The organism is Micromonospora endolithica (assembly GCF_003626595.1).
Taxonomy (GTDB): Bacteria; Actinomycetota; Actinomycetes; order Mycobacteriales; family Micromonosporaceae; genus Micromonospora; species Micromonospora endolithica.
On sequence record NZ_RBAK01000004.1, the window covers coordinates 78,424 to 101,800 of the forward strand.

24 protein-coding genes and 2 pseudogenes are annotated in these 23,377 nt (G+C 70.9%); 16 read left to right on the top strand and 10 right to left on the bottom strand.

The window, feature by feature from the left end; all coding sequences use genetic code 11:
- The first annotated feature begins 27 nt into the window (after positions 1-27).
- The 4 genes and pseudogenes from D7223_RS12210 to D7223_RS34255 all read left to right on the top strand — a co-directional run.
- Complete coding sequence (locus D7223_RS12210) at positions 28-744, top strand: GNAT family N-acetyltransferase (protein WP_120728320.1); 717 nt, start codon at positions 28-30, stop codon at positions 742-744.
- Between the two features lie 173 nt (positions 745-917).
- Positions 918-1,256 carry a cyclic-phosphate processing receiver domain-containing protein gene (locus D7223_RS12215; protein WP_120728322.1) on the top strand — a complete coding sequence of 113 codons (339 nt, stop codon included), beginning with the start codon at positions 918-920 and terminating at the stop codon, positions 1,254-1,256.
- 169 nt (positions 1,257-1,425) lie between these two features.
- Positions 1,426-2,004, top strand: coding sequence for a DUF1963 domain-containing protein (locus D7223_RS12220; protein ID WP_120728325.1), 579 nt, complete (start codon positions 1,426-1,428; stop codon positions 2,002-2,004).
- A 256-nt stretch (positions 2,005-2,260) separates the two neighbouring features.
- Positions 2,261-2,443, top strand: a pseudogene (locus D7223_RS34255) (SDR family NAD(P)-dependent oxidoreductase); the annotation flags it as partial.
- A 113-nt stretch (positions 2,444-2,556) separates the two neighbouring features.
- On the opposite strand, the gene D7223_RS12230 reads toward D7223_RS34255, so the two are convergent.
- Complete coding sequence (locus tag D7223_RS12230) at positions 2,557-3,195, bottom strand: response regulator (RefSeq protein WP_120728327.1); 639 nt, start codon at positions 3,193-3,195, stop codon at positions 2,557-2,559.
- Positions 3,192-4,385 (bottom strand): sensor histidine kinase, encoded by a 1,194-nt coding sequence (locus D7223_RS12235; RefSeq protein WP_120728329.1) that lies wholly within the window; start codon positions 4,383-4,385, stop codon positions 3,192-3,194. The genes D7223_RS12230 and D7223_RS12235 overlap by 4 nt, the downstream gene beginning before the upstream one ends.
- Before the next feature lie 146 nt (positions 4,386-4,531).
- On the opposite strand from D7223_RS12235, the gene D7223_RS12240 reads away from it, so the two are divergent.
- Together D7223_RS12240 and D7223_RS12245 are read left to right on the top strand one after the other, a co-directional pair.
- Positions 4,532-5,290 (top strand): ABC transporter ATP-binding protein, encoded by a 759-nt coding sequence (locus tag D7223_RS12240; RefSeq protein WP_120728331.1) that lies wholly within the window; start codon positions 4,532-4,534, stop codon positions 5,288-5,290.
- On the top strand, positions 5,287-7,818 hold the full coding sequence (locus D7223_RS12245) for an FtsX-like permease family protein (RefSeq protein WP_120728333.1): 2,532 nt from the start codon (positions 5,287-5,289) through the stop codon (positions 7,816-7,818). The genes D7223_RS12240 and D7223_RS12245 overlap by 4 nt, the downstream gene beginning before the upstream one ends.
- A gap of 149 nt (positions 7,819-7,967) precedes the next feature.
- Here D7223_RS12245 and D7223_RS12250 read toward each other — a convergent pair whose 3' ends face one another.
- Both D7223_RS12250 and D7223_RS33200 read right to left on the bottom strand, forming a co-directional pair.
- A complete protein-coding gene (locus D7223_RS12250) occupies positions 7,968-9,143 on the bottom strand; it encodes a zinc-dependent alcohol dehydrogenase (RefSeq protein ID WP_120728334.1) in 1,176 nt (391 codons plus the stop codon).
- The gene (locus D7223_RS33200) at positions 9,140-9,682 is read right to left on the bottom strand and encodes an SRPBCC family protein (protein WP_202864623.1); all 543 of its coding nucleotides are present in this window, start codon (positions 9,680-9,682) and stop codon (positions 9,140-9,142) included. Before D7223_RS33200 ends, D7223_RS12250 begins: the two co-directional genes overlap by 4 nt.
- Positions 9,683-10,624: 942 nt before the next feature.
- On the opposite strand from D7223_RS33200, the gene D7223_RS12265 reads away from it, so the two are divergent.
- Positions 10,625-11,533, top strand: coding sequence for an aldo/keto reductase (locus tag D7223_RS12265; RefSeq protein ID WP_238161861.1), 909 nt, complete (start codon positions 10,625-10,627; stop codon positions 11,531-11,533).
- Positions 11,534-11,601: 68 nt separating this feature from the next.
- Here the strand turns inward: D7223_RS12265 and D7223_RS12270 are convergent, their stop codons facing one another.
- Positions 11,602-12,288 (bottom strand): TMEM175 family protein, encoded by a 687-nt coding sequence (locus tag D7223_RS12270; RefSeq protein ID WP_202864624.1) that lies wholly within the window; start codon positions 12,286-12,288, stop codon positions 11,602-11,604.
- A 69-nt stretch (positions 12,289-12,357) separates the two neighbouring features.
- Complete coding sequence (locus D7223_RS12275; protein WP_202864625.1) at positions 12,358-13,017, bottom strand: DUF1345 domain-containing protein; 660 nt, start codon at positions 13,015-13,017, stop codon at positions 12,358-12,360.
- A gap of 636 nt (positions 13,018-13,653) precedes the next feature.
- Here D7223_RS12275 and D7223_RS12280 point away from each other — a divergent pair.
- Positions 13,654-14,673 carry a potassium channel family protein gene (locus tag D7223_RS12280; RefSeq protein WP_158610869.1) on the top strand — a complete coding sequence of 340 codons (1,020 nt, stop codon included), beginning with the start codon at positions 13,654-13,656 and terminating at the stop codon, positions 14,671-14,673.
- A 684-nt stretch (positions 14,674-15,357) separates the two neighbouring features.
- On the opposite strand, the gene D7223_RS12285 is transcribed toward D7223_RS12280, so the two are convergent.
- Complete coding sequence (locus tag D7223_RS12285) at positions 15,358-15,987, bottom strand: thioesterase (protein ID WP_120728344.1); 630 nt, start codon at positions 15,985-15,987, stop codon at positions 15,358-15,360.
- Positions 15,988-16,145: 158 nt separating this feature from the next.
- Entirely contained in the window at positions 16,146-16,901 is a 756-nt protein-coding gene (locus D7223_RS12290; RefSeq protein ID WP_238161863.1) for a formate/nitrite transporter family protein, read from the bottom strand.
- 371 nt (positions 16,902-17,272) lie between these two features.
- On the opposite strand from D7223_RS12290, the gene rpmF reads away from it, so the two are divergent.
- The 5 genes from rpmF to D7223_RS12315 all read left to right on the top strand — a co-directional run bounded on the left by rpmF (position 17,273) and on the right by D7223_RS12315 (position 20,676).
- Positions 17,273-17,452 carry a 50S ribosomal protein L32 gene (gene rpmF / locus D7223_RS12295; protein WP_120728348.1) on the top strand — a complete coding sequence of 60 codons (180 nt, stop codon included), beginning with the start codon at positions 17,273-17,275 and terminating at the stop codon, positions 17,450-17,452.
- Positions 17,449-18,675, top strand: coding sequence for a GTP-binding protein (locus tag D7223_RS12300; protein ID WP_120728350.1), 1,227 nt, complete (start codon positions 17,449-17,451; stop codon positions 18,673-18,675). Before rpmF ends, D7223_RS12300 begins: the two co-directional genes overlap by 4 nt.
- 2 nt (positions 18,676-18,677) lie before the next feature.
- Positions 18,678-19,391: a class I SAM-dependent methyltransferase gene (locus tag D7223_RS12305; RefSeq protein WP_238161866.1), complete on the top strand. Its 714-nt coding sequence runs from the start codon at positions 18,678-18,680 to the stop codon at positions 19,389-19,391.
- The gene (locus tag D7223_RS12310; RefSeq protein ID WP_147252492.1) at positions 19,388-19,720 is read left to right on the top strand and encodes an NADH-quinone oxidoreductase subunit NuoE family protein; all 333 of its coding nucleotides are present in this window, start codon (positions 19,388-19,390) and stop codon (positions 19,718-19,720) included. The genes D7223_RS12305 and D7223_RS12310 overlap by 4 nt, the downstream gene beginning before the upstream one ends.
- Before the next feature lie 101 nt (positions 19,721-19,821).
- Positions 19,822-20,676: a class I SAM-dependent methyltransferase gene (locus tag D7223_RS12315; protein ID WP_120728357.1), complete on the top strand. Its 855-nt coding sequence runs from the start codon at positions 19,822-19,824 to the stop codon at positions 20,674-20,676.
- A gap of 211 nt (positions 20,677-20,887) precedes the next feature.
- Here D7223_RS12315 and D7223_RS12325 read toward each other — a convergent pair whose 3' ends face one another.
- Both D7223_RS12325 and D7223_RS12330 read right to left on the bottom strand, forming a co-directional pair.
- Positions 20,888-21,148 carry a type B 50S ribosomal protein L31 gene (locus tag D7223_RS12325; RefSeq protein ID WP_120728358.1) on the bottom strand — a complete coding sequence of 87 codons (261 nt, stop codon included), beginning with the start codon at positions 21,146-21,148 and terminating at the stop codon, positions 20,888-20,890.
- Positions 21,145-22,441, bottom strand: a pseudogene (locus tag D7223_RS12330) (CobW family GTP-binding protein). Before D7223_RS12330 ends, D7223_RS12325 begins: the two are co-directional and overlap by 4 nt.
- Before the next feature lie 223 nt (positions 22,442-22,664).
- On the opposite strand from D7223_RS12330, the gene rpmB reads away from it, so the two are divergent.
- Genes rpmB through rpsN form a run of 3 tightly spaced genes read left to right on the top strand, consistent with a single transcriptional unit; the run spans position 22,665 to position 23,373 of the window.
- Positions 22,665-22,901 carry a 50S ribosomal protein L28 gene (gene rpmB / locus D7223_RS12335; RefSeq protein ID WP_120728361.1) on the top strand — a complete coding sequence of 79 codons (237 nt, stop codon included), beginning with the start codon at positions 22,665-22,667 and terminating at the stop codon, positions 22,899-22,901.
- On the top strand, positions 22,901-23,068 hold the full coding sequence (gene rpmG, locus D7223_RS12340) for a 50S ribosomal protein L33 (RefSeq protein WP_120728363.1): 168 nt from the start codon (positions 22,901-22,903) through the stop codon (positions 23,066-23,068). The genes rpmB and rpmG overlap by 1 nt, the downstream gene beginning before the upstream one ends.
- Positions 23,068-23,373 carry a 30S ribosomal protein S14 gene (gene rpsN / locus D7223_RS12345; protein ID WP_120728365.1) on the top strand — a complete coding sequence of 102 codons (306 nt, stop codon included), beginning with the start codon at positions 23,068-23,070 and terminating at the stop codon, positions 23,371-23,373. The genes rpmG and rpsN overlap by 1 nt, the downstream gene beginning before the upstream one ends.
- Positions 23,374-23,377: the final 4 nt, after the last annotated feature.

Genomic DNA, 23,377 nt, shown 5'->3' on the forward strand with positions numbered 1-23,377 from the left:
AGCTGGACCAGGTATGAGGATGCGTTTATGGCCGGTGATCCGTTGCTCGCTCGGGCTCGGGAGGTCTGGCTCGAGATGTCTGGTGTGGCGATGGCCTTCCCCGCTGTTGGCGGCGTTGCCGTTGCCGTCTCGGCCAGATCGCTGCTCTGTCCACCGGGCTGGGTCGGGATCGTCGCGTTGGGCGACGCCGCCATCGTCACCGTATCGGCGGACAGTTGGGCCGGGATCGTGCGCGAAGGGCTGCGCGGTCTGCCCTTGGAGGCATTGAGCGACGCTGACCGGCTGTGCGCTGTCCTGCCGGTCACCGAGGTACTGGGTCCGACGAGCCTGGCCTATCTCGATGAGTGCGACTTCAAGCCGGCCGGATTCGATACCGTTGAGGTGCTGCCCGCAGGGCATGCCGATCTCGCCGCGCTTCTGGCCTCTGTCCCGGTGGACGACGCGGACGAATGCGGGTTGGCCGACATAACCTCCGACGCATTCGTGGTACGCCACGGCAACGACGTCGTCGCGGCGGCCGGCTACCGACGCTGGCCGGGAGCGGCCCACATGTGCGTCCTTACCGAAACGAGTCAACGGGGGCGCGGGCTGGCGCGTGCCGTTGCCTCCGCAGCAGTCGCGGACGGCTTGGCGAACCATCTGCTGCCGCAGTGGCGGGCTCGACCTGAACCGTCGCGCCGAGTAGCGCGGGCGCTGGGATTCTGTCACCTCGGCGCTCAGCTGAGCATCCGGATCGAAACCTGAACCCCCGAACACCAACTCGCCGACCGCGCAGACGGCCAGGCCGAAAGCAGCGCGAGTCGCACGATCCGCGGCAGAAGAGTGCGCCCGATGGCCTAGGTGATCGTCCCTGAGCCCTCGGATCTCCCGAGGAGGTGCGGCACGATGGTCTCGTGGACGGCAGCAAGCTTTGACGAATCATTCTGGTGGACGACCTGCGCTCCTTCGCTGATGGCCGTAATGCCGCGGTGGCACGCAGCAGCGCCGCCGGGGTCGCCCTCCTCGAACGCCACCGCGACGAGCGGCTGGAAGAGCTGTGGCTCGATCACGACCTCGGTGGCGCCGACACGATCTGGCCGGTTGTGGAGGTGTGGGAGCGTGCGGCCTTCGAAGGGCGTCCGTTCGACATCGGCGTCGTCCACGTCCACTCTGCCAACCCTGCCGGTGCGGGCAGGATGGCTCAGGCTCTGCAATGTCGGGACTACCGCGTCCGGATCGCATCCGGCTCCGCGGCAGTCGGCTATCTGAACGAGTAACCGAGAGTCTCGGTGTGGAGGGGGTTCGGGAAGTCAGCGACGAATCAGTGAGTCTTGTCAGCCGAGCCGAAGACCGGCATTCGTCCGACCGCTCGTTCGAAGGGCGCCGCGTACCCTGCTCGCGTGGTGAAGCTGATGATCTACGCCGGGCCCCGCGGCAGCAGACGCGTTGGGATCCCGTACGGGCGGAGTCCCGCTCACGCCGCCGGAGTTCGAGTGGCCTCGGTGCCGCGAGTGCGAAGGGCCGATGCAGTTCCTGGCTCAGATCTGCCTCGCTGACGCCGATCCCGGCAGTACCGGTCTGCTGTCGGTCTTCATGTGCCAGAACGAGCCGGGGCTCTGCGAAGAATGGGACGCCACCGCGGGCGGAAACAGCGCCTTCGTGTTCGGGTCCGATGCCACGCGGGCCGCCCCGGTACCCGATGACGGCGTCACGCTGCTCGACGAGACGTCCGCGATCGGCTTCGCACAGATCGAGGGGTACGACTATCTGGGAGCGCGGGACCGTTGGACTCGCGAGACCCGTCGGTCCGTGCCGCAGGTGCTGGGCCAGGTCGGTGGTCGGCCGGCGTGGCTGCAGAACGACGAGACACCCGACTGCGCCGTCTGTGATCAACCAATGTCGTTCATCGTGCAGCTTGAGGAAGGACACGATTACCGAACCTCGGCGAACTTCGGCGGTGGTGGCTGTGGTTACGGATTTCGTTGCCGATCCTGCGGCGACGCCGCGTTCCTTTGGCAACGATGAGCGACTGAGGCCGACCCAGGACCGTCACCCAGGGCGGCGCGGAGTGGGCACGCGACGGGTGGCACTGCCGCACAGCACGACGCCGTAATGCCTGTACCACAGCAGGCGCGGTCGGCGGCAGATCCGGATGCTTGGTCAAACCAGCCAGTTGCGCCGAGGCGCTGGCGATCGGCCGTGTCCGCTTGCGTCTCAGACGGCAAGTCCGCGGGTAGGAAGAGCCGACCCACGACGGGCGACTTCTGGGGAGAGCGTGATCATGGTTCGTACCGCGATCGTTACCGGCGCCGGCAATGGATCGGGACGCGAAGTCGCGCTTGGCCTTGCCCACGCTGGTTATGCCATCGTCGTAGCCGATCTCGATGAGCGAGCCGCGCGGGCGTGTGGACGCTTGATCGAGGCGCGCGGATTGCCGGCACAAGCGTTAGGCGCCGATGTACGAGAGCGCCACGCTCGGCGACCAGCCGGACCAGCGTGCGGAACTGGGCGGGCTGCCGCCCGGCATCCGGCCCGACCATCCTCAACAGACAGACACCAGGGGTTACGGGACATCCCTCAGCCGACGAGGCGACGTTCCCAGGCCCAGGCGGCGATCTCGACCCGGTTGCGAGCGCTGAGCTTCATCTGCACGCTGGCCAGGTGGGTCTTGACCGTGCCCACGGCGATGAAGAGTTGGGCGGCGATCTCGGCATTGGTCAGGCCCTGGGCGACCAGCTTCACGACGTCGAGTTCCCGTGGGGACAGGCCGGAGTCCTCGCGTGCCGGGGCGGGCGAGCTGAGGTGCTCCAACAGTCGTACGGTGATGGACGGGCTGATCAGCGCGTCACCGGAGACGGCCGCGCGGACCGCCTCCACCAGCAGGGCCGGGCCGGAGTCCTTGAGCAGGAAACCGCACGCGCCGTTGGAGAGCGCGGTGTGCACGTACTCGTCGAGGTCGAAGGTCGTCACCACGACCACCCGGATCGGGTCGGCGACGCCCGGCCCGGCGAGCAGCCGCAGTGCCTCAAGACCGTCGAGGCGGGGCATCCGGATGTCCAACAGCACCACGTCCGGGCGCAGTCGTCGGGCCAGTTCGACGGCCTGGACGCCGTCGGCGGCCTCGCCGACCACCTCCATGTCCGACTGGGCTCCGATGATCATGCCGAAGCCGGTCCGGACCATGGCCTGGTCATCGGCGATGAGCACCCGGATCACCGGGTCACCGCCACGTGCAGCGGAAACGCCGCGTCGAGCACCCAACCACCGGCGACGCCCGGCCCGGCGGTGATCGTGCCGCCGAGGGCACGGACCCGCTCGGTGAGGCCGATCAGGCCGAAGCCGTGCCCGCGGGCCGGCGCGGTACGCGGCGACGCGCCGTCGTCGGCGACCCGGACCAGTAACCAGTCCGGGGTGCGCCGGACGGCCACGGCCACGGACCGCGCGTCCGGCGCGTGCTGGCGGGTGTTGGTCAGCCCCTCCATCACCACCCGGTACGCCGACGTCGAGACCTCCACCGGCAGTCCGTTCAGGTCGCCCTCGACGTGCAGCCGTGCCGGCGCGTTCGCCGCGCCGTTGAACCCGGTCAGCAGCGGCTCCAGCTCGGTCACCCCGGCCAGTGGAGCCAGCGGTGCGTCCGGCGGCGCGTCCGGGTTGCGCAGGATCCCGACCATCCGCCGCATCGAGGCCATCGTCTCCGCGCCGGCCCGCTCGATCTGCTCCAGCGCGACGATCACCCGTTGCGGGTCCTGCGCGGCGACGAACCGGGCGCCCTGTGCCTGCACCACGATGCCGGTGACGTGGTGGGCGATGAAGTCGTGCAGGTCCCGGGCGAACTCGGCACGCTGCTCGGCCCGGACCAGCGCGATGGCCCGCTCCCGACCGGCGGCCATGATCCGCAGGTAGAGGCCCACCCCGGCGGCGCCCGCCGCAGCGAGCACCTGGAGCAGACCGAAGATCACCAGCAGGTTCTCGGCGCCGACGCGCAGCGGCATCGCGGCGACAGCGAGACCGGCGGCCACCGCCGCCCACGGGGCGAGCCGCGGCGCGCCCCAGCGGGCCACCACGAAGACCGCCCCGATCAGCCCGGCCGACTCGGCGAGCCCCCAGCTACCGCTGAACAGCTGAGCGCCGCCGAAGAGGAGCAGAGTCGCCGCGGTCACGGCCAGTGAGGCGCAGGCGAGCACCAGCGCGGCCAGCGGCAGCCAACGCGAGCCCAGCCGGTGCACCGGCAGCCAGAGCGGCACCGTCGCCACCGCCAGCCCCATCCGCACCAGCAGGACCAGGAGGGCGGCCAGGCTCTCGGGCGCGCCGAACCGCAGGTCGAAGAGGGCGAGCAGCCCCATGGCCACCAGTCCGGCGGCCTGGGCCAGGCGTACCCACCAGCGTCGAAGATCCGGCGTGCTCATGGTGACCCAGCGTAGCCAGCCGGGTGGAGGTGGCGGATCGGCCGAAAGGCAGACCCGGCGGCGGCGATACCCGGCTGCGGGCCGATGCGCCCACCCGCCGCTGCCGGCGACGCTTCCCGGGTCACATCGCAGCCACTGGAGGAACAATGACAACCCACGCCCCGCCGGAGACCAGCCACGCCGCGGTCGCCGCGGTCGACCTGGTGAAGGTGTACGGCAGCGGCGAGACCGCGGTCCGTGCCCTGGACGGGGTCTCGGTCGGCTTCGGCCGGGCCGCGTTCACCGCCATCATGGGCTCGTCCGGGTCCGGCAAGTCGACCCTGATGCACTGCCTCGCCGGTCTCGACACCGCCACCTCCGGCCGCGTCCTGCTCGGCGGCACGGAGCTGACCGGCCAGTCGGACCGGACGTTGACCCGGGTACGCCGGGAGCGGATCGGGTTCGTCTTCCAGTCCTTCAACCTGCTGCCGCAGCTCACCGCCGCGCAGAACGTCACCCTGCCGTTGGATCTCGCCGGCCGGCAGCCCGACCCGGAGCTTCTCGCGCACCTGGTGCGGGTGCTGGGCCTCACCGACCGCCTCGGTCACCGGCCCAGCGAGCTGTCCGGCGGACAGCAGCAGCGGGTGGCGCTGGCCCGGGCCCTGGTGGCGCGTCCCGAGGTGGTCTTCGCCGACGAGCCGACCGGCAACCTCGACTCCCGCTCCGGCGCGGAGGTGCTCACCATCCTGCGCGACTCGGTACGCGATCTCGGCCAGACCGTCGTCATGGTCACCCACGACCCGATCGCCGCCGGGTACGCCGACCGGGTGGTGCTGCTCGCCGACGGCCGGCTGGCCGGCGACATCGACAAGCCCAACCAGGTGTCGGTCACCGACGCGCTGCGTGATCTGGCGGCCCGCGCATGAGGGGGACCGTGCTGCGTACGCAGGCGAGCGCCGCCGCCCGGCGGCCCGGCCGGCTGATCCTGACCGGCCTGGCGATCCTGGTCGCGTCCTTCGTCGTCCTCGGAACCGTGCTGGTGCAGCAGATCACCGAACGGACCGTGCGGGACAACCTGAGCGGCACCCCGGCCGCCACCGACCTGGTGATCGGCAGCCCCGACGTGCCGCCACCCACCGTGACGGACGTGCGGCAGGTCCGGGCCGTGCCCGGTGTCGCCGAGGCGGTGGCCCGGGTGTCGACCGGGGTCTCCGTCGGCGAGGGGTACCTCAATCTCCAGTCCGATCCGGGCAACGGCCCGCTGACCACGGTCCGGGTGGTCGAGGGCAGCTACCCGGACCGGCCCGGCGAGATCGCGGTCACCCCGCGTACCGCCGAACGGCTCGGGCTCCGGGTCGGTACCACCACCAGCGGCACCGGCGGTGAACTCACCGCACCCGCCCCACTCACCGTGACCGGCGTTGTCGACACCGGCGCGGACGCCGGCTACGACGCGTACGCCCCGGACAGCGTCGTGACCGCCTGGGCGCGCCTGACGGCCGTGGAGCGCGTCGACGTGCGGGTGGCCCCCGGCACCCCGACGGAGGACGTCCGCCAACGGGTGGCCGCGGCGGTCGCCGGTCAGCCGATCCGCTCCGGCGCCGAGGTGCGCGAGGCGGAGGCCAACGCGGCGGCCGAGCAGGTGGGGAGACTCTTCATCCTGGTCGGCATGTTCGTCTCCATCGCGGTCGTCGCGGCGGCGCTGGTGGTCACCTCGACCTTCCGCATCGTCTTCGCCCAGCGGATGCGGCAACTCGCGTTGCTGCGGGCAGTCGGGGCGAGTCGGGGCACCCTGGTGCGGGCCCTGACCGCCGAGGGAGCCCTGACCGGCCTGGTCGCCGGCGTCGTCGGGGTTGTCGGCGCCCTCGCCCTCGGGTACGCGCTGCCGGCGATCCTGCGTACCACCGGCCGCGCGGTCTCGTCACCGGGCCTGCCGGTGGCGGCGGCGGTCACGGTGGTGATCGGCGCCGTCGTGATCACCGTGGTGGCCGTCCTGGCACCGGCGCTCTCCGCCGCCCGGGTCTCCCCGCTGGAGGCGCTGCGGGCGTCGAGCACCACCGCCGGCCGGCGCGGCATCGGGATGCTGCGTCTGGTGTCCGGGCTGCTCCTGGCCGTCGGCGCGATCCTGGCCGGGTCGGCGACGGTCAGCCAGTTGCCGGAGCCGGACCAGTCGAACTACGACCCGACGGTGCCGCTGTTCCTGCTGGTCGGGTCGGGTGCGCTGGCGTTCTTCGCGCTGGTGGCCCTCGGTCCGCTGCTGGTGCGGCCGGTGCTGGCCGTGGTGGGTTGGCCGCTGCGCCAGCTCGGGCCGCTCGGGAGGATGTCGGTCGGTGGGATCGGCGGGACGCCGCGCCGGGCGGCGGCGGTCTCCGTGGTGGTCGCGCTGGGCGTGACCCTGACCTCCGGGGTGGTCATCGGCGGTGCGTCGTTGCAGATCCTCGCCGACCGCGAGCTGGCGCTCTCGGCGCCGACCGACTTCGAGGTCCGCAGCAACGGTGGGACGCTGCCGGCGGCTGTCGTGACCCGGGCCGAGGCCGCGCGCGGCGCGCTGGCCCGGGTGGTGCCGTACCGGAGGGTCGACGGCGTCACCCTGATGCGCGGCGCCGACAAGCTCGGTGACGTCGAGTCCGGTTACCCGACCAACGACCTGGACCTGACGGCGTTGCCCACCACCGGTGACCTGGACGTGGCCCAGGGCAGCCTGGCCGGTCGTGGCCCCGGTCGGATCGTGCTGAACAACTGGGTCGCCCGGGACGCCGCTCTGCGGGCCGGTGACACCGTCACGCTCGCCATGGCCGGGCGCAGGGTCGACGTGCGGGTGGCCGCAGTCCTGCCCGGGGACGGCCCACTGCACGCGGGCATCCTCACCGATCCGTCCGACCTGGACCGGCTCGGCGTGCCGGCCGCGTACACCGGTCTGCTGGCCGACGCGGCCGGCACCGGCGAGGACGGTCGCACCGCCGGCGTGCGGGCGCTGCGCCAGGCGATCGGGGGGAGTCAGGACGTGGGCCTCGCGGTGCTCGCGGACGAACGGGACCGCAACGAGTCGTTGGTGCGCACCCTGGTCTTGGTCGCGGTCGGTCTGGTCGGGCTGACCGTGCTGATCGCGGTCGTCGGCGTGGGCTCCACGACCGCGCTCTCGGTGGTGGAGCGGGTCCGCGAGTCCGGGTTGCTCCGGGCGATCGGCCTGTCCCGGACCGGCCTGCGCACCATGTTGACCGTCGAGTCCGGCCTGTACGGGGTGATCGGCGCGACCATCGGCCTGGTGCTCGGCATCCCGTACGCCTGGTTGGCGGTGCGGGCCCTCGGGATCGAGGCGCCGTTGACCGCGCCGGTGCTGCCGCTGGCCGGGCTCTTCGTCGCACTGGTCGTGCTGACCGCGCTGGCCGGGGTGCTGCCGGCCCGTCGGGCGTCGCGGGTCAGCCCGGTGGTCGCACTGGGGGCCGACGGCTGAGCAGCGCCGTCGGTCGGCGCCGGCCGCACTCCGTACCAACCCTGACCGGCGGGCCGATGAGCCGCGCGCCGCAGTCGGGCCGCTTCCGCGCAGACGCGCATCCCGGCCACCACGGCGCGCGCCGTGGTGGCCGGAATGCCGCGTGGCGGTCAGGGTTTGAGGACGACCTTCTCGCAGTTTTCCCGCTTGTTCTTGAAGATCTCGAAGCCGCGTTCGGCCTCGTCGAGCGGCAGGGTGTGGGTGATGACCCGGGTCGGATCGATCTCCCCGCGTTCGATGCGTTCCAGCAGCGGCTTCATGTAGCGCTGCACGTGGCACTGCCCGGTACGCAGGGTCAGCGCCCGATTCATCCAGGCGCCGGCGGGGAACTTGTCGAGGAAGCCGCCGTACACGCCGATCACCGACACGATGCCACCGCTGCGGCACGACAGGATCGCCTGGCGCAGGGCGTGTGGGCGCTCGGTCTCCGAACGGACTGCCTGCTTGACCCGGTCGTAGGCGTAGAGGGGCATGCTGCCGTGGCTGGCCTCCATGCCGACCGCGTCGATGCACTTGTCCGGTCCCCGCCCACCGGTCAGTTCCAGCAGCCGGGAACGCACGTCCACTTCCTCGAAGTTCACCGTGGTGTGGCCCGCCCGTTCGGCCATCTGCAGCCGGTACGGCTCCTTGTCGATGGCGATCACCTTCGCGGCGCCGAGCACCCGGGCGCTGTCCATGGCGAACTGGCCGACCGGGCCGGCGCCCCACACCGCCACCACGTCGGTGGGCTGGATGTCGCACATCTCGGCACCCATGTAGCCGGTGGGCAGGATGTCGGAGAGGAACAGCACCTGCTCGTCGGTCAGATCGGACTCGATCTTCAGCGGACCGACGTCGGCGAACGGCACCCGCGCGTACTGTGCCTGACCGCCGGCGAAGCCGCCGGTCAGGTGCGAGTAGCCGAAGATCCCGGCGACCGGGTGGCCGAACATCTTCTCCGCGATCCCGGCGTTGGGGTTGGAGTTTTCGCAGCACGAGTACAGGTCGGCGGCGCAGGCGCCGCACGCGCCGCAGGCAATCGGGAACGGCACGACGACCCGGTCCCCGACGCGTAGCCGACCGGGGTCGACGCCCCGGCCGACCTCGATCACCTCACCCATGAACTCGTGACCCATCACGTCGCCGTCCTGCATCGTGGGCACGTACCCGTCGACCAGGTGCAGGTCCGAGCCACAGATCGCGGTGGAAGTGATCCGTACGACGGCATCTCGATCATTCAGGAGCCTGGGGTCCGGTACGTCACGGACCTTGACCTTGTTGCGGCCCGCCCAGGTGTTCGCCCTCACGCGTCCGCTCCCTTCGCGAACTCGGAATCCGACAGCGGTTGCGCCGGCCGCTGCGGGAACTCCTTGCGGGCCCGCTTACCCCACGGGGCGCCCTCGGATCGGACGACCTGGCCCGTCTCCAGCACCTGCTTGAGCCGGCGCAGGTCGTCGTCGAGCTGCTGGTGCGGTTCCTCGCCGAAGTACTTGGCCACTGCTTTGCCGACCGCGCCGCCCGGGATGTCGTACGACAGAACGACGTGCACCTCGGTGCTCACCCCGTCCGGGGCGGGCACGAACCGGACCGTGCCGGCGTTCGGCACGTCGGCGTTGCCGGTCGACCGCCACGCGATCCTCTCACCGGTCGCCTCGTCGAGGATCTCCGCGTCCCACTCGACGTTCTTGCCGAACGGAGCGCTGGCGGACCAGTGGCTCGTGCGGTCACCGGTGGCGCGGACCTCCTCAAGGTGTGCCATGAAGGTCGGCAGGTTGTCCAGGTCCCGCCAGAACGCGTAGACCTCTGGTGCGGGTTTGCGGATGGTCGTCGTGGCTGTCAGCTCCATGGAACCTCCTTGGCGTGAGCTCCGCGCCGCCCGTACTGAGCCGGCTCTCTTCGACCGGGATGCCTGCACGGCGGTCAGTAGGTCGACCACCGCGATTCCGACGACGGCGCCCGTGACACCGACGAGGCGTCGCCGGCGGCGCCCGTCGCGGCGGGCGATGGCAATCCCGAGCGAGGCCAGGTCCATCGCGTCGCCCACAACCCGGGTCCACACCCAGATGCCCTTCCGCCGGCTCGTCAGGAGCCCGGCCGCGTGTACCAGCTCCCGCGCCCCGACCAGCGGTACCACCGCCCGGGACGTCGAGGAGTCGTCCACGCCGCTGATCCGGCGCACCGTCTCCGGCGCCGCCAGCTGTGCCACGCCCAGACCCAGACTCATCCAGCCGAGCCCGCGTCCCCGCCGTTGTACTTCGTCCTGCCCGGCCTCCATTGCCTCTCTGGTTGCCAGTCGAGTCACCGGTAGCCTCCGTATCCGGTCGCACCCGGCCGAGCATTCCGATTCACGACGGTCCGGGGCGCGACCCGTAGGGGCCGGGGATACCCCTCGGAAACCACCTCAAGCCGCTCATCGACCGCGGCGTTGATGTTTCTCTCGTACCGTTCGCGCACTCGTGCCACCGCGCCAGCCGTTGGAGGTCGGCTCGACGCTGTTGGCGCAGAAGGCCGGAAGGTCGCTGGGGCTGCGGCTGGTGACCAGGCCGTTGTCGACCTGTACCTGTTGGTCGACTCAGTTCCCGCCGGCGTTGCGGATGTCGGTGCGCAGACTGGGGAACGAGGTGACGGTGACTCGCTTGCCGGTCAGTGGCTGCTGGCTCTGCGCCATTTCTGCGGCCTCCCTTCGCGGCGCCGCCCGGTCCGGCGGCGCATCGGTCGCTCGCGGTCGCCTTCCCGGTGCGGACACCGGCAAACAGCCGGCCTGCGCGGAAACGGTCCGCTACCAGGTGTGCTGGCCGTCGCGGCGGGTAACGCAGGCAACCCACTCGTGCCCAGGCTCCGGAAAGGTCGAGCTATGACCCTCGCTACCACCGCGATCGAACTGCCGTCCGGCCAGACGATGCCCGTGCTCGGCCAGGGAACCTGGTACCTCGGCGAGCGCCCCGAGAGGCGGCGGGACGAAATCGCCGCCCTACGCACCGGGCTCGACCTGGGGATGACCATGATCGACACTGCGGAGATGTACGGTGACGGCGCCTCCGAGGAACTCGTCGGCGAGGCGATCGTCGGACGACGCGCCGATGTCTTCCTGGTCGACAAGGTGCTGCCGTCCAACGCGAGCCGACGGGGAACCGTGCAGGCCTGCCGCCGCAGCCTGCAACGACTCGGCGTCGACCACATCGATCTCTACCTGCTGCACTGGCGTGGCACGAATCCCCTCGCCGAGACGATCGAAGCGTTCGCCGAACTCGTCGACGCGGGTGACATCGGCCAGTGGGGCGTGAGCAACTTCGGCCTTTCCGACATGACGGAGCTGCTCGCGGCGGGCGGACACGCCTGCGCGACCAACCAGATCCTGTACAACCTCACCCGCCGCGGTCCCGAGTACGACCTGCTGCCGTGGCTACGCGAGCACCGGATCCCGGTGATGGCGTACTCGCCGATCGAGCAGGGCCGACTGCTCGGCCACCCCCAGGTCGCGGAGGTCGCCGCCCGGCACGAGGCCACGCCCGCTCAGGTGGCGCTGGCCTGGCTGTTGCGACAGGAGAGGGTCGCGGCCATCCCCCGGTCGTCCAAGCCCGACCACACCCGAGAAAACGCGGAAGCACACGACCTGTATCTGGCTGAGGAGGACATGGCGGCACTCGACACGGCGTTCCCGCCGCCGGCCGGCCCGCAACCGCTGGAGATGTTGTAGCAGCTTCACCCACCGACCGTTTCGGCCGACGGCGCCGGGCCGAGGTAGGCCCGGCGCCGTGCTGACCGTCAGCTCCCCGGCTCCGGGGGGCGGCGTTGGGCGATCCGGCGGGTGAGCGGCACCTGGTAGAGGCCGGCGCTGGTGACGGCGTAGAACACCGGCAGCACGGCGAAGATCACCAGGCCGGCGAGCGGTGCGACCAGGTACCCGATGAGCCCAGCGGCGACATAGAGGATGACCCCGACGAGCGCCCGCACCCGCTCGGCGGGGAAGTGCCGTTCACTGACCCCCTCCTTGAGCAGGTCTCTGTGCCGGGCCAGGTAGTGGAAGAACGCCAGCCAGCTCGCGCAGAGCAGCGCGCCGATCAGCGCGTAGAAGGCGACGGCCACGCGTTGGTCCTGCTGGTCGTGTTTCTGAAGCGCGTCCGAAACGACGGCGGTCGGGAACGGCAGCAGCGCGGTGGTGAACAGGACGAAGAAGTTCACCCAGTGCAGCCCCCGATCGCTCTCCTTGACGCGGTTGAACGCGACCTTGTGGTTCAGCCAGACGACGGCCACGTAGGCGTACGAGGCGAGATAGGCGACGTAACCCGGCCACTGCTCCAGCAGCCCGATCAGCAGGCGCCCGGGCGGTACGTCCGGCACCCGGAGATCCACCACGAGCAACGTGATGATGATGGCCAAGACAGCGTCGCTGAACGCTATGGCGCGGCTGGTGTCCGACCGGGTGCCGAGGTCGTCGGTTGGCCTGTTCACGGTCCGGTGGCTACCCACCGCCGCCCACGATAACCGGCTCCTCGCCGCTGAACGAGTAGCACGAAGGGCTCACGACTGGCCCAGGTTGGTGACCAGGTTGATGGCAACAGCCAGAATGCCGGTTCCGAAGGCGTACGAGAGCAGCGCGTGCCCGAGCGCGATCCGACGCATGCGGTTGCTGGTCGGTTCGTTCTCGCCCGGTGCGTAGGACATGCCGACCGTGAAGGTGACGTAGGCGAAGTCGGCGTACGCCGGTGGATCGTCCCGCTTGAAGTCGATGCCGCCGTCGTCGTCGCGGTAGTACAGCCGGGCGTACTTGAATGCGAAGACGGTGTTCACCAGCGCCCACGCCAGGACCACCGCGACCACGCTGAGGATCACCAGCATGACAGCCACCGTGTCCTGCTGGTTCGAGGCGCGGACGAGCGCCTCGGCCACGGCGGCGAGGCTGATGACGGACGCGATCAGGATCGCCGAGTCGGTGGAACGGGAGTGCTGCTCCGCCTCGGCAAGCTGCTCGGTACGCTCGGGACCCGCCGACCAGCAGGCCCGCCACACCCAGACGAGGATCGTGCCCGCCGCGATCGTCCAGATCACCAGCGGCGTCAGCTCCGGCGCCCCGAGCAGTGCGGTGACCATCCCGGCGACGACGCCGACGGCCAGCGACCACAGGGCACGCCTGACCGACAGCAGACGCCTTCGCGCCGGTCCCTCCGATCGCTGCTCCACCCGTTCAGCGTTCCGGCTCGACCGCGTCGTGCAGGGGAAACCCCGAGCGATCACCGGATCGGGCTGTGGCGAGGGTGGCGACTCGTCGACGATCCACGCTCGGGTCCCGGGCCGGCGCCGCGGTTCGGATCGCCGCCGTCGAAGGCGCCGTCACCGCCCGGGCCTACCTTGACGAGTGCGCCTCGCGCCCCGAGACGACGCTCGATGAGCCGGGCTGTCGCCGTCCGGCCGGCAATAGCCTTGCGCGAGGGCGGTAGAGCCCCGGTGACGAATCCCGGAATGGCCTTCTGAGCAGCCCGGTCGCGGATAATGTGCTGACGGACGAGTAGGCCCGGACCGAGAGCAGGACTCGACGTGGCATCGGTGACGACGGGCTGCGCCGCGAAGATCCGATGATCCGCGACCAACCAGCCGGATGAAATCGAGTGCAGCGGCACGACTGCCGGTGACAGGCATGGACAGCACAAAGACGTGGCACGCGGACCCGGACGGGCGATTGGGCCGCAGCGTCGGTGCCGTCGAAACGGTTCGGACAGCATGGACACGTTGCATCGTCGGGCCCCAGGCTCCGGTGCGGGTTGGGGGTCACGGGTGTGGGCTGTCACCGCCGGGGTTCTCCTCATAGTCCTCGGGATCGTGGACGCGGTGATGACCGTGCTGCACCCCACGCGCCGTGGACCGGTCACCCTCGTGACCGGAGTCGGGGTGTGGTCGGTCACCCGCTTGTTGGCTCGCCGCGCCGGGCGTCCGCGGATCCTGTCGAGCGCGGGGATGCTCGCCGTGCTGGCGATCGTGGTGGTGTGGACGGCGCTCATGTGGGCAGGTTTCGCGCTGTTGTTCCTGCCGAACCTGGCCGGGCTCTCCTACTCGCCCTCGGGTTCCTACGGTTCGCTGAATTTCCTCGACGCCTTGTACGTGAGCGGCATGTCCTTGACGACGGTGGGCTTCGGCGACGTCGTCGGTGGAACGGACACACTGCGCCTGATCACGGTCATCGAGGCCGCCGCGGGCTTCGGCCTGATCACCGCGGCCATCACGTACATCTTGTCGATCTACCCGCTCACCTCAGAGATCAGTAGCGCGGCACGTACGGTGCAGACTCAGGCCGACGACCCGGTACGCGCGGCGGAGCTGGTGGTCCTGGGAGGAGGCTCCTACCTCCAGAGTCTGCAGGACAGGCTGATCTCCGTGGACGAGGACACTCAGCGCTTCCCGTTCCTCTACTACTTCCGGGCGAACGACCCGTCGGCCGGACTCCACACGTTCATCCGTGGCGCCGCGATGGTGTGCCTGCAGGCACGGTGGGGAATCGCCACGGACGCCGCCCCATACGCCCGTGTGCAGGGGCGCGAACTGCAGCTTCGTCTTCAGCACGTCATCGACCACTACGCCATCGGGTTCCTGATGCGCGACCCCCGGTGCCTGCGCCGTCCGCTGGACGCCGCCGACGCTCGTCGTCGCTGGCAGAGCTTGACCGCCGCGGCCGGCGACTGGGGGGTGGACCGCCCTGGGGAAGACGAGGCGGATCTCGACGAGTTCGCCCGGTTCGTCGGATGCTGCCAGACCTTCCTGGACGATCTGGCCGAGCAACACCTGTATCCGCCCGCGCAGCTCCTGCCTGCCGCCAGCCCGCCACGAAGCGCCGACGGGAGTTGAAGCCGTGGCGGGGCTACATCATGCGGCGGGCCTGGGCCTCGGAATGCGACCGGGGAGCACCGCCGGGCGTCAGCCGACGGTGCGGCAGCTGCCGCCGCTGCCGCCGCTGCGGAGCTGACCGACGAGCGTACGGAGAACCGGTAACCGCGGGTCAGGCCGTACCCTGGCGGTTGACCCGCCCCTCCCGGGCGGCCTTCGACCGGCCATGGTCGCGCTCGGTGCCGGCCGAGCCGGTCGCGGTGCGCTCATGTCGCTGGTGCGGCGAGTGCTCCACCGTTGCCCCCTGCCGACCCCGTGCTCCGCTGCCCGGGTGCCGACGGCCCCGCGCCGACTCGCCGCCGCTGTCATGCTTGTTGCGTTTCTGGCTACCCATGCCCGGTGGGTACCCCCTGCCCGGGCGCCCATGCTTTCGAGCGGGACGGCTCCGGCCAAGGATGCCGAGCTGTTCGAGATCGACGAGGTTGTCCGGCCGGGCACGGACGGCGGCCGCCATCATCTGCACGGCGCCGCCGGCCTGCGGACGCCGCTGCCGGCGCAGTCGATGGACCTGGTTCTCGTCACCCCCCCCGGCTGTACAGGCTCGGTGATCGCTGGCGACAACGCGGCGGCCTGTCCTGATGCCCACGCCGTGCCAACGCCGAAGCCATGTGACGTTGGCGCACCCTGCAACAGGACGGACGTCGATCAGCTCCGCTGCTGTTGCCCCTGCGGTCCTACCAGCCGCGCCGAGATCTGCCGCAGTGGTTGGCTGCTGTGGACGGTCCTCTTCAACCGTTGCCACGCCGCTCGGGCCGGAAGTCCGCCGAGCACGCCACCCACACCCCCACCGCCGCCACCCGCTGCTGCCACGCGGTTCTCAGCCAATTGCTGGGTGGCCTGCCCGAGCTGTTGACCAACCTGCTGGGTGGCCTGCTGCAGCGTCTGCGACAGCGGCCCGTTGGGCCCGAGCGCCTGCTGCGCTGTCTGCCCGACCTGGTTCACGGCGGTATCCACGGTCTTCACCAGCGACTCGATGATCTGAGGGTTGCGCTCGATGGTGCGAAGGGCGCTGTCGAGAATGCCGCGGAGCTCCTCGAGCCGCACCTCGAGCATCGCCTCGGCCTCAACGCCCCTGATGTCGATCTTTACCGTGCCGAGGTGCGCCTGAACGCCGACGTCGAGCTGGAGCAGGCTACCCAGCCGCGCTCGCAGTGCCACGGAGGCGTCCAGATCGTCGACCTCGACGCAGATCTGTTCGACCTTGACCTGCGGGAGCTGGAGGACGACGTCCGGATCCGACATCGTCTTGCTGCTGTGGCTCTCCGGATCGGCCATTCCGCACTCCTCGGGCCTCGCCTCGCATGCGGACCGGATGGAGCCCAACATCGGTACGTGGATCCGACCCTTGGCCCACCCTTCGGACTGGGTCGCGGTCTACCCGGGTGCCGAAACATCAAACGGCTGCTCGGCACCGGCGCCACGTCCGTCGTCGGTCACCGCTGCCGGGAACGCTCGTCGGCGAGCTCACCGGACACCCGGGCCAGTCGGAGGGCGGTGACGAGGCCGACGCCACCGACGATGTTGCCCAGCACGGACCAGCCGAGCGCGCCGAGCCAGTCGAGGTAGCCGAAGGGCGCGCGGCCGGCGGTGAGGGCGGCGAACATCATGATCGAGTCGAGGACGCTGTGGAAGAGTTGCCCGCCGGTGAGTAGCGCGCCGAACAGCAGCGCCGGCACCAGCCGTACGCCGAGGCTCTCGGTGGCGTGCTGCATCCGGGTCATCAGGGTGATTGCCATGCCGGCGAGCACGGCCAGGGTGAACGACCGCAGGTTGATGCCGAGCGTGGCGTAGTGGGTGCCGGTCTCGATGGCGGTGCGGCGCAGCTCGGGGAAGGCGCGAGTGATGAGCCAGGCCACCAGCCAACCGCCGAGCAGGTTGCCGGCCAGGGTCACGCTCCACAGCCGCAGCAGAGATCGCACGGTGTTACGCCCGGCGGCCACGGCGGTCACCGGCACCAGGAAGTTCTCGGTGAACAACTCGCTACGGGCCAGCAGCAGTGCCACGAAGCCGATGCCGAAGGCGAGCCCGGCGAGCAGGGGCTGTCCGGTGACCTGCTCGACCAGCAGGTAGGCCAGCACGCCGGTGCCGACGTCGATGCCGCCGACTATCCCGGTCACGATCAGCGGGATCCACGGACGCGCGAGTCGGATCGTGCCCTCCTCGACCACGCGGTCGAACGCCTGGGCCACTTCCGGCTCGGAACCGGTCCAATGTCCTCCCCTCACGCCGGAGGCCGTCCGTCCGTGTTCGCGGTGACCATTGTGCTGGACCTCCATCGCCTGTCCGGGGTGAACGGGCCGAGGTGGTCGACGCGCGTGGACCGGGTCGTCGATCGTGCCGCCACCGGCCAAGCCGCGTCCTGAGGGTCGGGGGGCCAGGGCTCCGGACACGGCGCGAGCCGACATCGTCATTCTCGGCAAGCACCGGCAGCAAATCCGGCAAACAACCAAACCCACGCACGCTCGGCCGTGACGGGCCGGATGAAGGGGGAGAGGGCAGACAGAAAACGAAAACCAGTGCCGTTAAGATGTGTGCCGACCCCTCGACGAAGGAGATTCCCGTGGCCGTACCGAAGCGGAAGATGTCGCGGTCGAACACCCGGCACCGGCGGGCGCAGTGGAAGGCGAGCGTGCCGCAGCTGACGCCGTGCCCGTGTCCGCGCAAGGAGATGGTGGTGCCGCACCGGGCCTGCACCCACTGCGGTCTCTACAAGGGGCGTCAGGTGGTGGACCAGCCGTGACCGCCCGCCTGCCGGTGACGGTGCTGTCCGGGTTCCTCGGCGCGGGCAAGACGAGCCTGCTCAACCACGTGCTGGCCAACCGGGACGGGCTGCGGGTGGCGGTGATCGTCAACGACATGAGCGAGATCAACATCGACGCCGCGCTGGTGCGGGACGGTGGGTCGCTCTCGCGGACGGAGGAACGGCTGGTCGAGCTGACCAACGGCTGCATCTGCTGCACGCTGCGCGACGACCTGCTCGACGAGGTGGCCCGATTGGCGCGACTGGGCCGCTTCGACTACCTGCTGATCGAATCCAGCGGCATCTCCGAGCCGATGCCGGTCGCCGCCACCTTCGCCTTCGGTGTGGCGGACGGGCAGATCCTCGACGACCTGGCCCGCCTGGACACGACGGTCACCGTGGTCGACGCGGCGGCGCTGCGGGGCATGATCGAGGCGGGGGAGAGCCTGCAGGCGCGGGGGTTGGCCGCGTACGAGGGCGACGACCGGGGCATCGCCGATCTTCTGGTCGACCAGATCGAGTTCGCCGACGTGCTGGTGGTCAACAAGACCGACCTGATCGGCGCGGCCGACCTGGCGGTGGTGGAAGCGCTGCTGACCCGCCTGAATCCCGCCGCCCGGCAGGTCCGTGCCGTGCAGGGACGGGTGCCGCCCGCGGAGATCCTGCACACCGGGCGCTTCGATCTGGAGCGTGCGGAGACCGCGCCCGGCTGGGTGGCGGAGCTCAACGGCGGGCACGTGCCGGAGACCGAGGAGTACGGCATCTCCAGCATCGTGTTCCGCGACCACCGACCGTTTCATCCGCAGCGGTTGTGGGACCTGCTCGCCGGCGGTCTGGACGGCTTAGGTGTGGTCCGCTCGAAGGGCTTCCTCTGGCTGGCCAGCCGCCCGGACGTGCAGGCGCTGTGGTCGCAGGCCGGTCCGTCGGGACGCTGCGACCCGATCGGTGTGCCGGTGGTGGTGTCGGGGGAGTGGCCGGAGGATCCCGACGAGCGAGCGGAGTTGGAGTCCCGTTGGCATCCGGTCTTCGGCGACCGGCAGCAGGAACTCGTCGTCATCGGCGTGCACCTGGACGCCGACCGCCTGCGGGCGGCCCTGACCGCCTGCCTGCTCACCGACCCGGAGATCAGTGCCGGACAGGACGCCTGGCGGGCCCTCACCGACCCGTTCCCCGAGTGGGATCTCGGTGACCTGCACGACCACGCCGAACCGGTCCCGGCCTGACCATGGCAACCACTCTGGCACCCGAGGACGTCGCCCGGTGGCGGCGTGACTGGGAAACCATGATGCGCCACTACCAGCCGGGTCGTGACGATCTCCTGGCCGCCGGTCTCACCGCCGCCGAAGAGGTACCCGGCAACCCACCCGAGCGGGTGCTGGACGTCGGGGGCGGGCCGGGCACCACTGCCGAGGCGGTGCTGCGGCGGTGGCCCGAGGCGCGCGTCACCGTCCTCGACATCGACCCGGCCCTGCTGGCCCTGGCCGACAACGCCCCGCTGCGGATCCGTACCGTCCGGGCCGACCTCGGCTCGGCGCGCTGGCTCGCACCGGCCGGCGGCCCGTACGACCTGGTCATGGCCCTGATGACCCTGCACTATCTGCCCGCGGGCCGGGTGCGCGACTGGTACGCCGAAGCCCGCCGGCTGCTGCGCCCGGGCGGGCTGCTCCTCGTCGCCGACGCCATGCCCGTCGCCCCCGTCGCCGCCGAGCGACCAGACAGCGGGACCGACCCGTGGACCGCCTGGTGGACCGCACTGGCCCGGGAACCGGCGATGGCGCGGCTGCTGGAGGAGCGGACCGCCGCGCTCAGCGGCCTCAGCTCGGCGGAGTTCGCCGCGCCGGTCGGCTGGCACCGTGCGGCGGCCCGCCGGGCCGGTTTCACCGACCCGACGGTGCGCTGGGAACGCGCCGGTCACGCCCTGATGGTGTGCCGCCGATGAGCGTTCCGCCGCCGCGCGGCGGAGGTGTGACCGTCGCCTACTGCGACGGTCACCGCTGCCGCGCGCTACGCGACCGGGGTCGTCCGAACGCGTCCGACGAGGCGGGGGACCTCGCCGACGTCCTCCGCCAGGCGATCCGGACCAGCCACGGCGGTGTCCTCATCCGGGCTGAGTGCCTCGGCGCCTGCCACCGCGCCCCCGCCCTGCTCCTGCTCACCGGCGCCGATCCGGCGGGCCGGCGTGGCATGCTGATCGGCCCGATCGAGGAACTCCAGCACGTGGATGCGGTCGTCGACCTGATCCGGCAGGCTGGCCGGGCCGCACCCTGACCGACTCCAGCGACATCCACCTGGGCGTGCCGTCGCGCTGCGGGTGGCGCGTACCGACGGCGGCGATTCCGGCGAGATGTGACAGTGGAAGGGCAGCGCCGATGACCAGCAGTGAACGGTCGAACGGGACCGTCGACGTATTCGAGCAGGCCGCGACGAGTTACGACCGTACCGGCGTGTCCTTCTTCGGGCCGTTCGGCGCCGAACTGGTCCGCCGTGCCGGCATCCGGCCCGGCGCGCGCGTCCTTGACGTCGGCTGCGGCCGGGGTGCGGTCCTGTTCCCTGCGGCGGAGGCCACCGGTCCGACGGGTCGGGTCACCGGCACCGATCTCGCGCCGGCCATGGTGGCGCTCACCGCCGAGGACGCCACCCGCGCCGGCCTGACCCACGTCGACATCCGAATGGGTGACGCCCAGCAGCCCGACTTCCCGGCTGGCAGCTTCGACGTGGTCCTGGCCGGGCTGGTCGTCTTCCTGCTACCCGAACCCGAGCAGGCGCTTCGGGCCTATGCGCGGCTGCTGCGACCGGCGGGACGGGTCGCGATCAGCACCTTCGGCGCCATGGACCCGGCTTTCGTCGCCGCCATGGACGCCCTGGCCCGCCATCTGCCCGCGGACCAGCCCCGGCCGGCCCCGACCGACGACCCGTTCGCCGACGACCAGACGGTCACCGCGACCATGGCGGCGGCCGGCCTCACCGTGACCGCGATCAGCCAGCACCGGGTCGAGAGCCGCTTCCGCGACGTGGACCACTGGATGGAGTGGATGTGGTCGCACGGCGCACGCGCGTTGCTGCGACACATCCCGGCCGAGCTTCTCGACGCCGCGACCACCGACGCCGCCCGGGCGCTCGCACCCGCCCGCCTGCCCGGCGGCGGCCTGGCCCTGATCACCACGATCCGGGTCACCGTCGCGGTGCCGTCGCCCGCCGCCGCGTGTCCGAACGACCCGTCGTAGCGAATACCCGTGGTGACTCGCATCCACTGCTACCACTCGGCCGCAGGCCATCATCCGGGCGGTGGCCAACGCCATCGCCGCGGCACAGCCGACGTCGCCCGCGAGCCGGCCGGCGGGACCGGCCAGCTCGCGGGCGCCCACCAGGCGCCAGGCCAGGCGGCGTCGACGAGCTGCGGGGCCAGCTCGGTCCAGTCGACCGGCGGGTCGGTGCCTACTTGCTCTGGGGTCCGCGGCGGGCGTACTTCTGGCGGAACTTCTCGACCCGGCCGGCGGTGTCGAGCAGGCGCTGCTTGCCGGTCCAGAAGGGGTGGCTGGCCGAGGAGATCTGGACGTCGATCACAGGGTAGGTGTTGCCGTCGGTCCACTCGATCGTCTGGTCGCTGGTGGCCGTGGAGCGGGTGAGGAAGGTGAAATCGGCGTCCTTGTCGCGGTAGACGACGGGCCGGTACTCGGGGTGGATGCCGGGCTTCATGCGGTTCGCGCTCCTTCGGGGTCGGTGTCGGCCAGCTCCTCCGGGTGGAGGGGGAAGCAGCCGGCGAACGGGTCGTGGTAGGCACGCCAGGTCTCCTCGCCGTCGGCGAGTTCGGCGTCGGTGAGCAGACAGTTGGCAAGGACGCGGTGCAGCTCGACGGGGTCCACGTCGAGGCCGATGAAGACCAGGTGCTGGTGCCGGTCGCCGTAGTAGGGATCCCACTCCAGCGCGGCGGCGAGCCGGCGCTGGTCCTCGACGTGTTCCCAGCGGTCCTCGGGCAGGCTGACCAGCCAGTGCCCGAGCGACCCCATCGCCAGACCGCCGCCGGCGAACTCCCAGGCCACCACCGTGTCGGGTTGGCTGGCCAGCCAGAGGTGGCCCCGGGAACGGATCATCTCGGCGTTGACGTCTTCGAGTGCGTCGTGCAGGCGTTGTGGGTGGAAGGGGCGGCGGGCGCGGAAGACGGCGGAGACCACACCGCAGTCGGACTCCGGCTCGTGCGCGCCGAGGGTGTAGCCCTGCAGGCCACGGGCGAGCACTCCGGGCGTCTCCGGCCGGTGCCGGTGGGTGTGCCGCAGCTGCCGGGTCAGCGTGCTGGCGTCGACGAGATCGCCGTCGACCCGGAGGTGCGCCGCCCACGGTGCCATCCGCTGCAGCAGGACCGCCATCCGGCTGGTGTCGAAGGCGCCCTCCCGGGACTGTCCCCAGAGCACCAGGGTGTCGGCGTACTCGATCTGCCGGACCACGACGTCGGCGAGCGCGCGGTGGTCGTCCTCGGCGGCCTGGATGCCCAGGGCGGCGAGGTCGTCGGTGCTGGCCAGGCCGTCGAGCAGGTGTTCGGCGTCGAGGACGGTCACGTAGGAGTCGATCCGGACGAGATCGGTGATCGGGGCACCGTCGACGAGGCAGTGGGCGCACGCGGCGGCGAACCGCCTCGGGCTCCACCACCTCGGGCAGCATCAGCACCAGGTCCTGGCCGGGATGGCTGCGGGTGAACCGGGCCAGGGTGGGCAGCACGTCCTCGCGCAGGGTGCAGGAGACGCAGCCGTGCCGCAGCTCGACCTGCTCGTCCTCGATGATGCCGCCGCCGGAACGGACCACCCGACGGACCACGCCCTGCCGGATCCCAATGAGGTCGTGCCGCACCAGCAGCAGCGACGGATCGGCGGCGAGCAACGTGCGGGCGACGGCGAAGGTCGCCGCCGGCCAGAACCCGGACAGCACGGTCAGCGACGGGCGGGTATCGGCGTCCGCTGTCACGGTGTGGGTCGGAGCCTGTGGTGACGACGACATCAGCTTCCTCTCGACTTACTTGAAAACGATTGTCATTCTAGGCATACCCCAGCCGTCGAAGCGAACAGGGGACCTGCCGGTGGGTGCGGCCGAGGCCTGCTACCACCTCGGCGCCGGCTGCCCCGTCGAATCACCCACGACCCTGAGCGGTCCTGGCCGAACGGGTGATGTAAAACTGAAAACCGTTGTCGTTATCGTGACACCCGAACAAGGAGCGATCACTGTGTCCAGACGTTGCGACGTCACCGGGGCGGAGCCGAGCTTCGGCAACGCCGTGTCCCACTCGCATCGGCGCACCCGTCGCCGGTGGAACCCGAACCTGCAGAACCACCGCTACTGGCTGCCGTCGGAACGACGGTGGATCAGCCTCACCCTGACCGCCAAGGCGCTGAAGACCGTGGACCGGAAGGGCATCGAGAAGGTCGTCGCCGAGCTGCGTAACCGGGGGGTGAAGGTCTGATGGCCCGGCAGACCGACGTGCGGCCGATCGTGCGGCTGCGCAGTTCCGCCGGCACCGGCTACACGTACGTGACCCGCAAGAACCGCCGCAACGACCCGGATCGGCTGGTGCTGCGCAAGTACGACCCGATCGTGCGCCGGCACGTCGAGTTCAAGGAGGCCCGCTGATGGCCAGGAAGAGCCTGGTCAACCGGCAGGCGCGCCGCGAGGAGCTGGTAGCCCGGCACGCCGACGCGCGGGCGGAACTGAAGCGGGCGGTCGCCCATCCGGACACCGACCCCGACGTACGCGCCGAGGCGGTCCGCCGGCTCAGCCGGCTGCCGCGGGATTCGAGCCCGGTGCGGCTGCGGTCGCGGGACCAGATCGACGGCCGCCCACGTGGCGTGCTGACCCGGTTCGGGCTGTCCCGGGTGCGGTTCCGCGAGCTGGCCCTGCGCGGCGAGATGCCCGGGGTGCGCAAGGCGTCGTGGTGATCTC

What these genes read in the sequence shown, in the direction of transcription:
- D7223_RS12210 (WP_120728320.1), top strand. Translation starts at nt 28, where the DNA reads ATGGCCGGTGATCCGTTGCTCGCTCGGGCTCGGGAGGTCTGGCTCGAG.
- D7223_RS12235 (WP_120728329.1), bottom strand. Translation starts at nt 4,385, where the DNA reads ATGAGCACGCCGGATCTTCGACGCTGGTGGGTACGCCTGGCCCAGGCC.
- D7223_RS12240 (WP_120728331.1), top strand. Translation starts at nt 4,532, where the DNA reads ATGACAACCCACGCCCCGCCGGAGACCAGCCACGCCGCGGTCGCCGCG.
- D7223_RS12245 (WP_120728333.1), top strand. Translation starts at nt 5,287, where the DNA reads ATGAGGGGGACCGTGCTGCGTACGCAGGCGAGCGCCGCCGCCCGGCGG.
- D7223_RS33200 (WP_202864623.1), bottom strand. Translation starts at nt 9,682, where the DNA reads ATGGAGCTGACAGCCACGACGACCATCCGCAAACCCGCACCAGAGGTC.
- D7223_RS12285 (WP_120728344.1), bottom strand. Translation starts at nt 15,987, where the DNA reads ATGGCCGATCCGGAGAGCCACAGCAGCAAGACGATGTCGGATCCGGAC.
- D7223_RS12305 (WP_238161866.1), top strand. Translation starts at nt 18,678, where the DNA reads ATGGCAACCACTCTGGCACCCGAGGACGTCGCCCGGTGGCGGCGTGAC.
- D7223_RS12310 (WP_147252492.1), top strand. Translation starts at nt 19,388, where the DNA reads ATGAGCGTTCCGCCGCCGCGCGGCGGAGGTGTGACCGTCGCCTACTGC.
- D7223_RS12315 (WP_120728357.1), top strand. Translation starts at nt 19,822, where the DNA reads ATGACCAGCAGTGAACGGTCGAACGGGACCGTCGACGTATTCGAGCAG.
- D7223_RS12325 (WP_120728358.1), bottom strand. Translation starts at nt 21,148, where the DNA reads ATGAAGCCCGGCATCCACCCCGAGTACCGGCCCGTCGTCTACCGCGAC.
- rpmG (WP_120728363.1), top strand. Translation starts at nt 22,901, where the DNA reads ATGGCCCGGCAGACCGACGTGCGGCCGATCGTGCGGCTGCGCAGTTCC.
- rpsN (WP_120728365.1), top strand. Translation starts at nt 23,068, where the DNA reads ATGGCCAGGAAGAGCCTGGTCAACCGGCAGGCGCGCCGCGAGGAGCTG.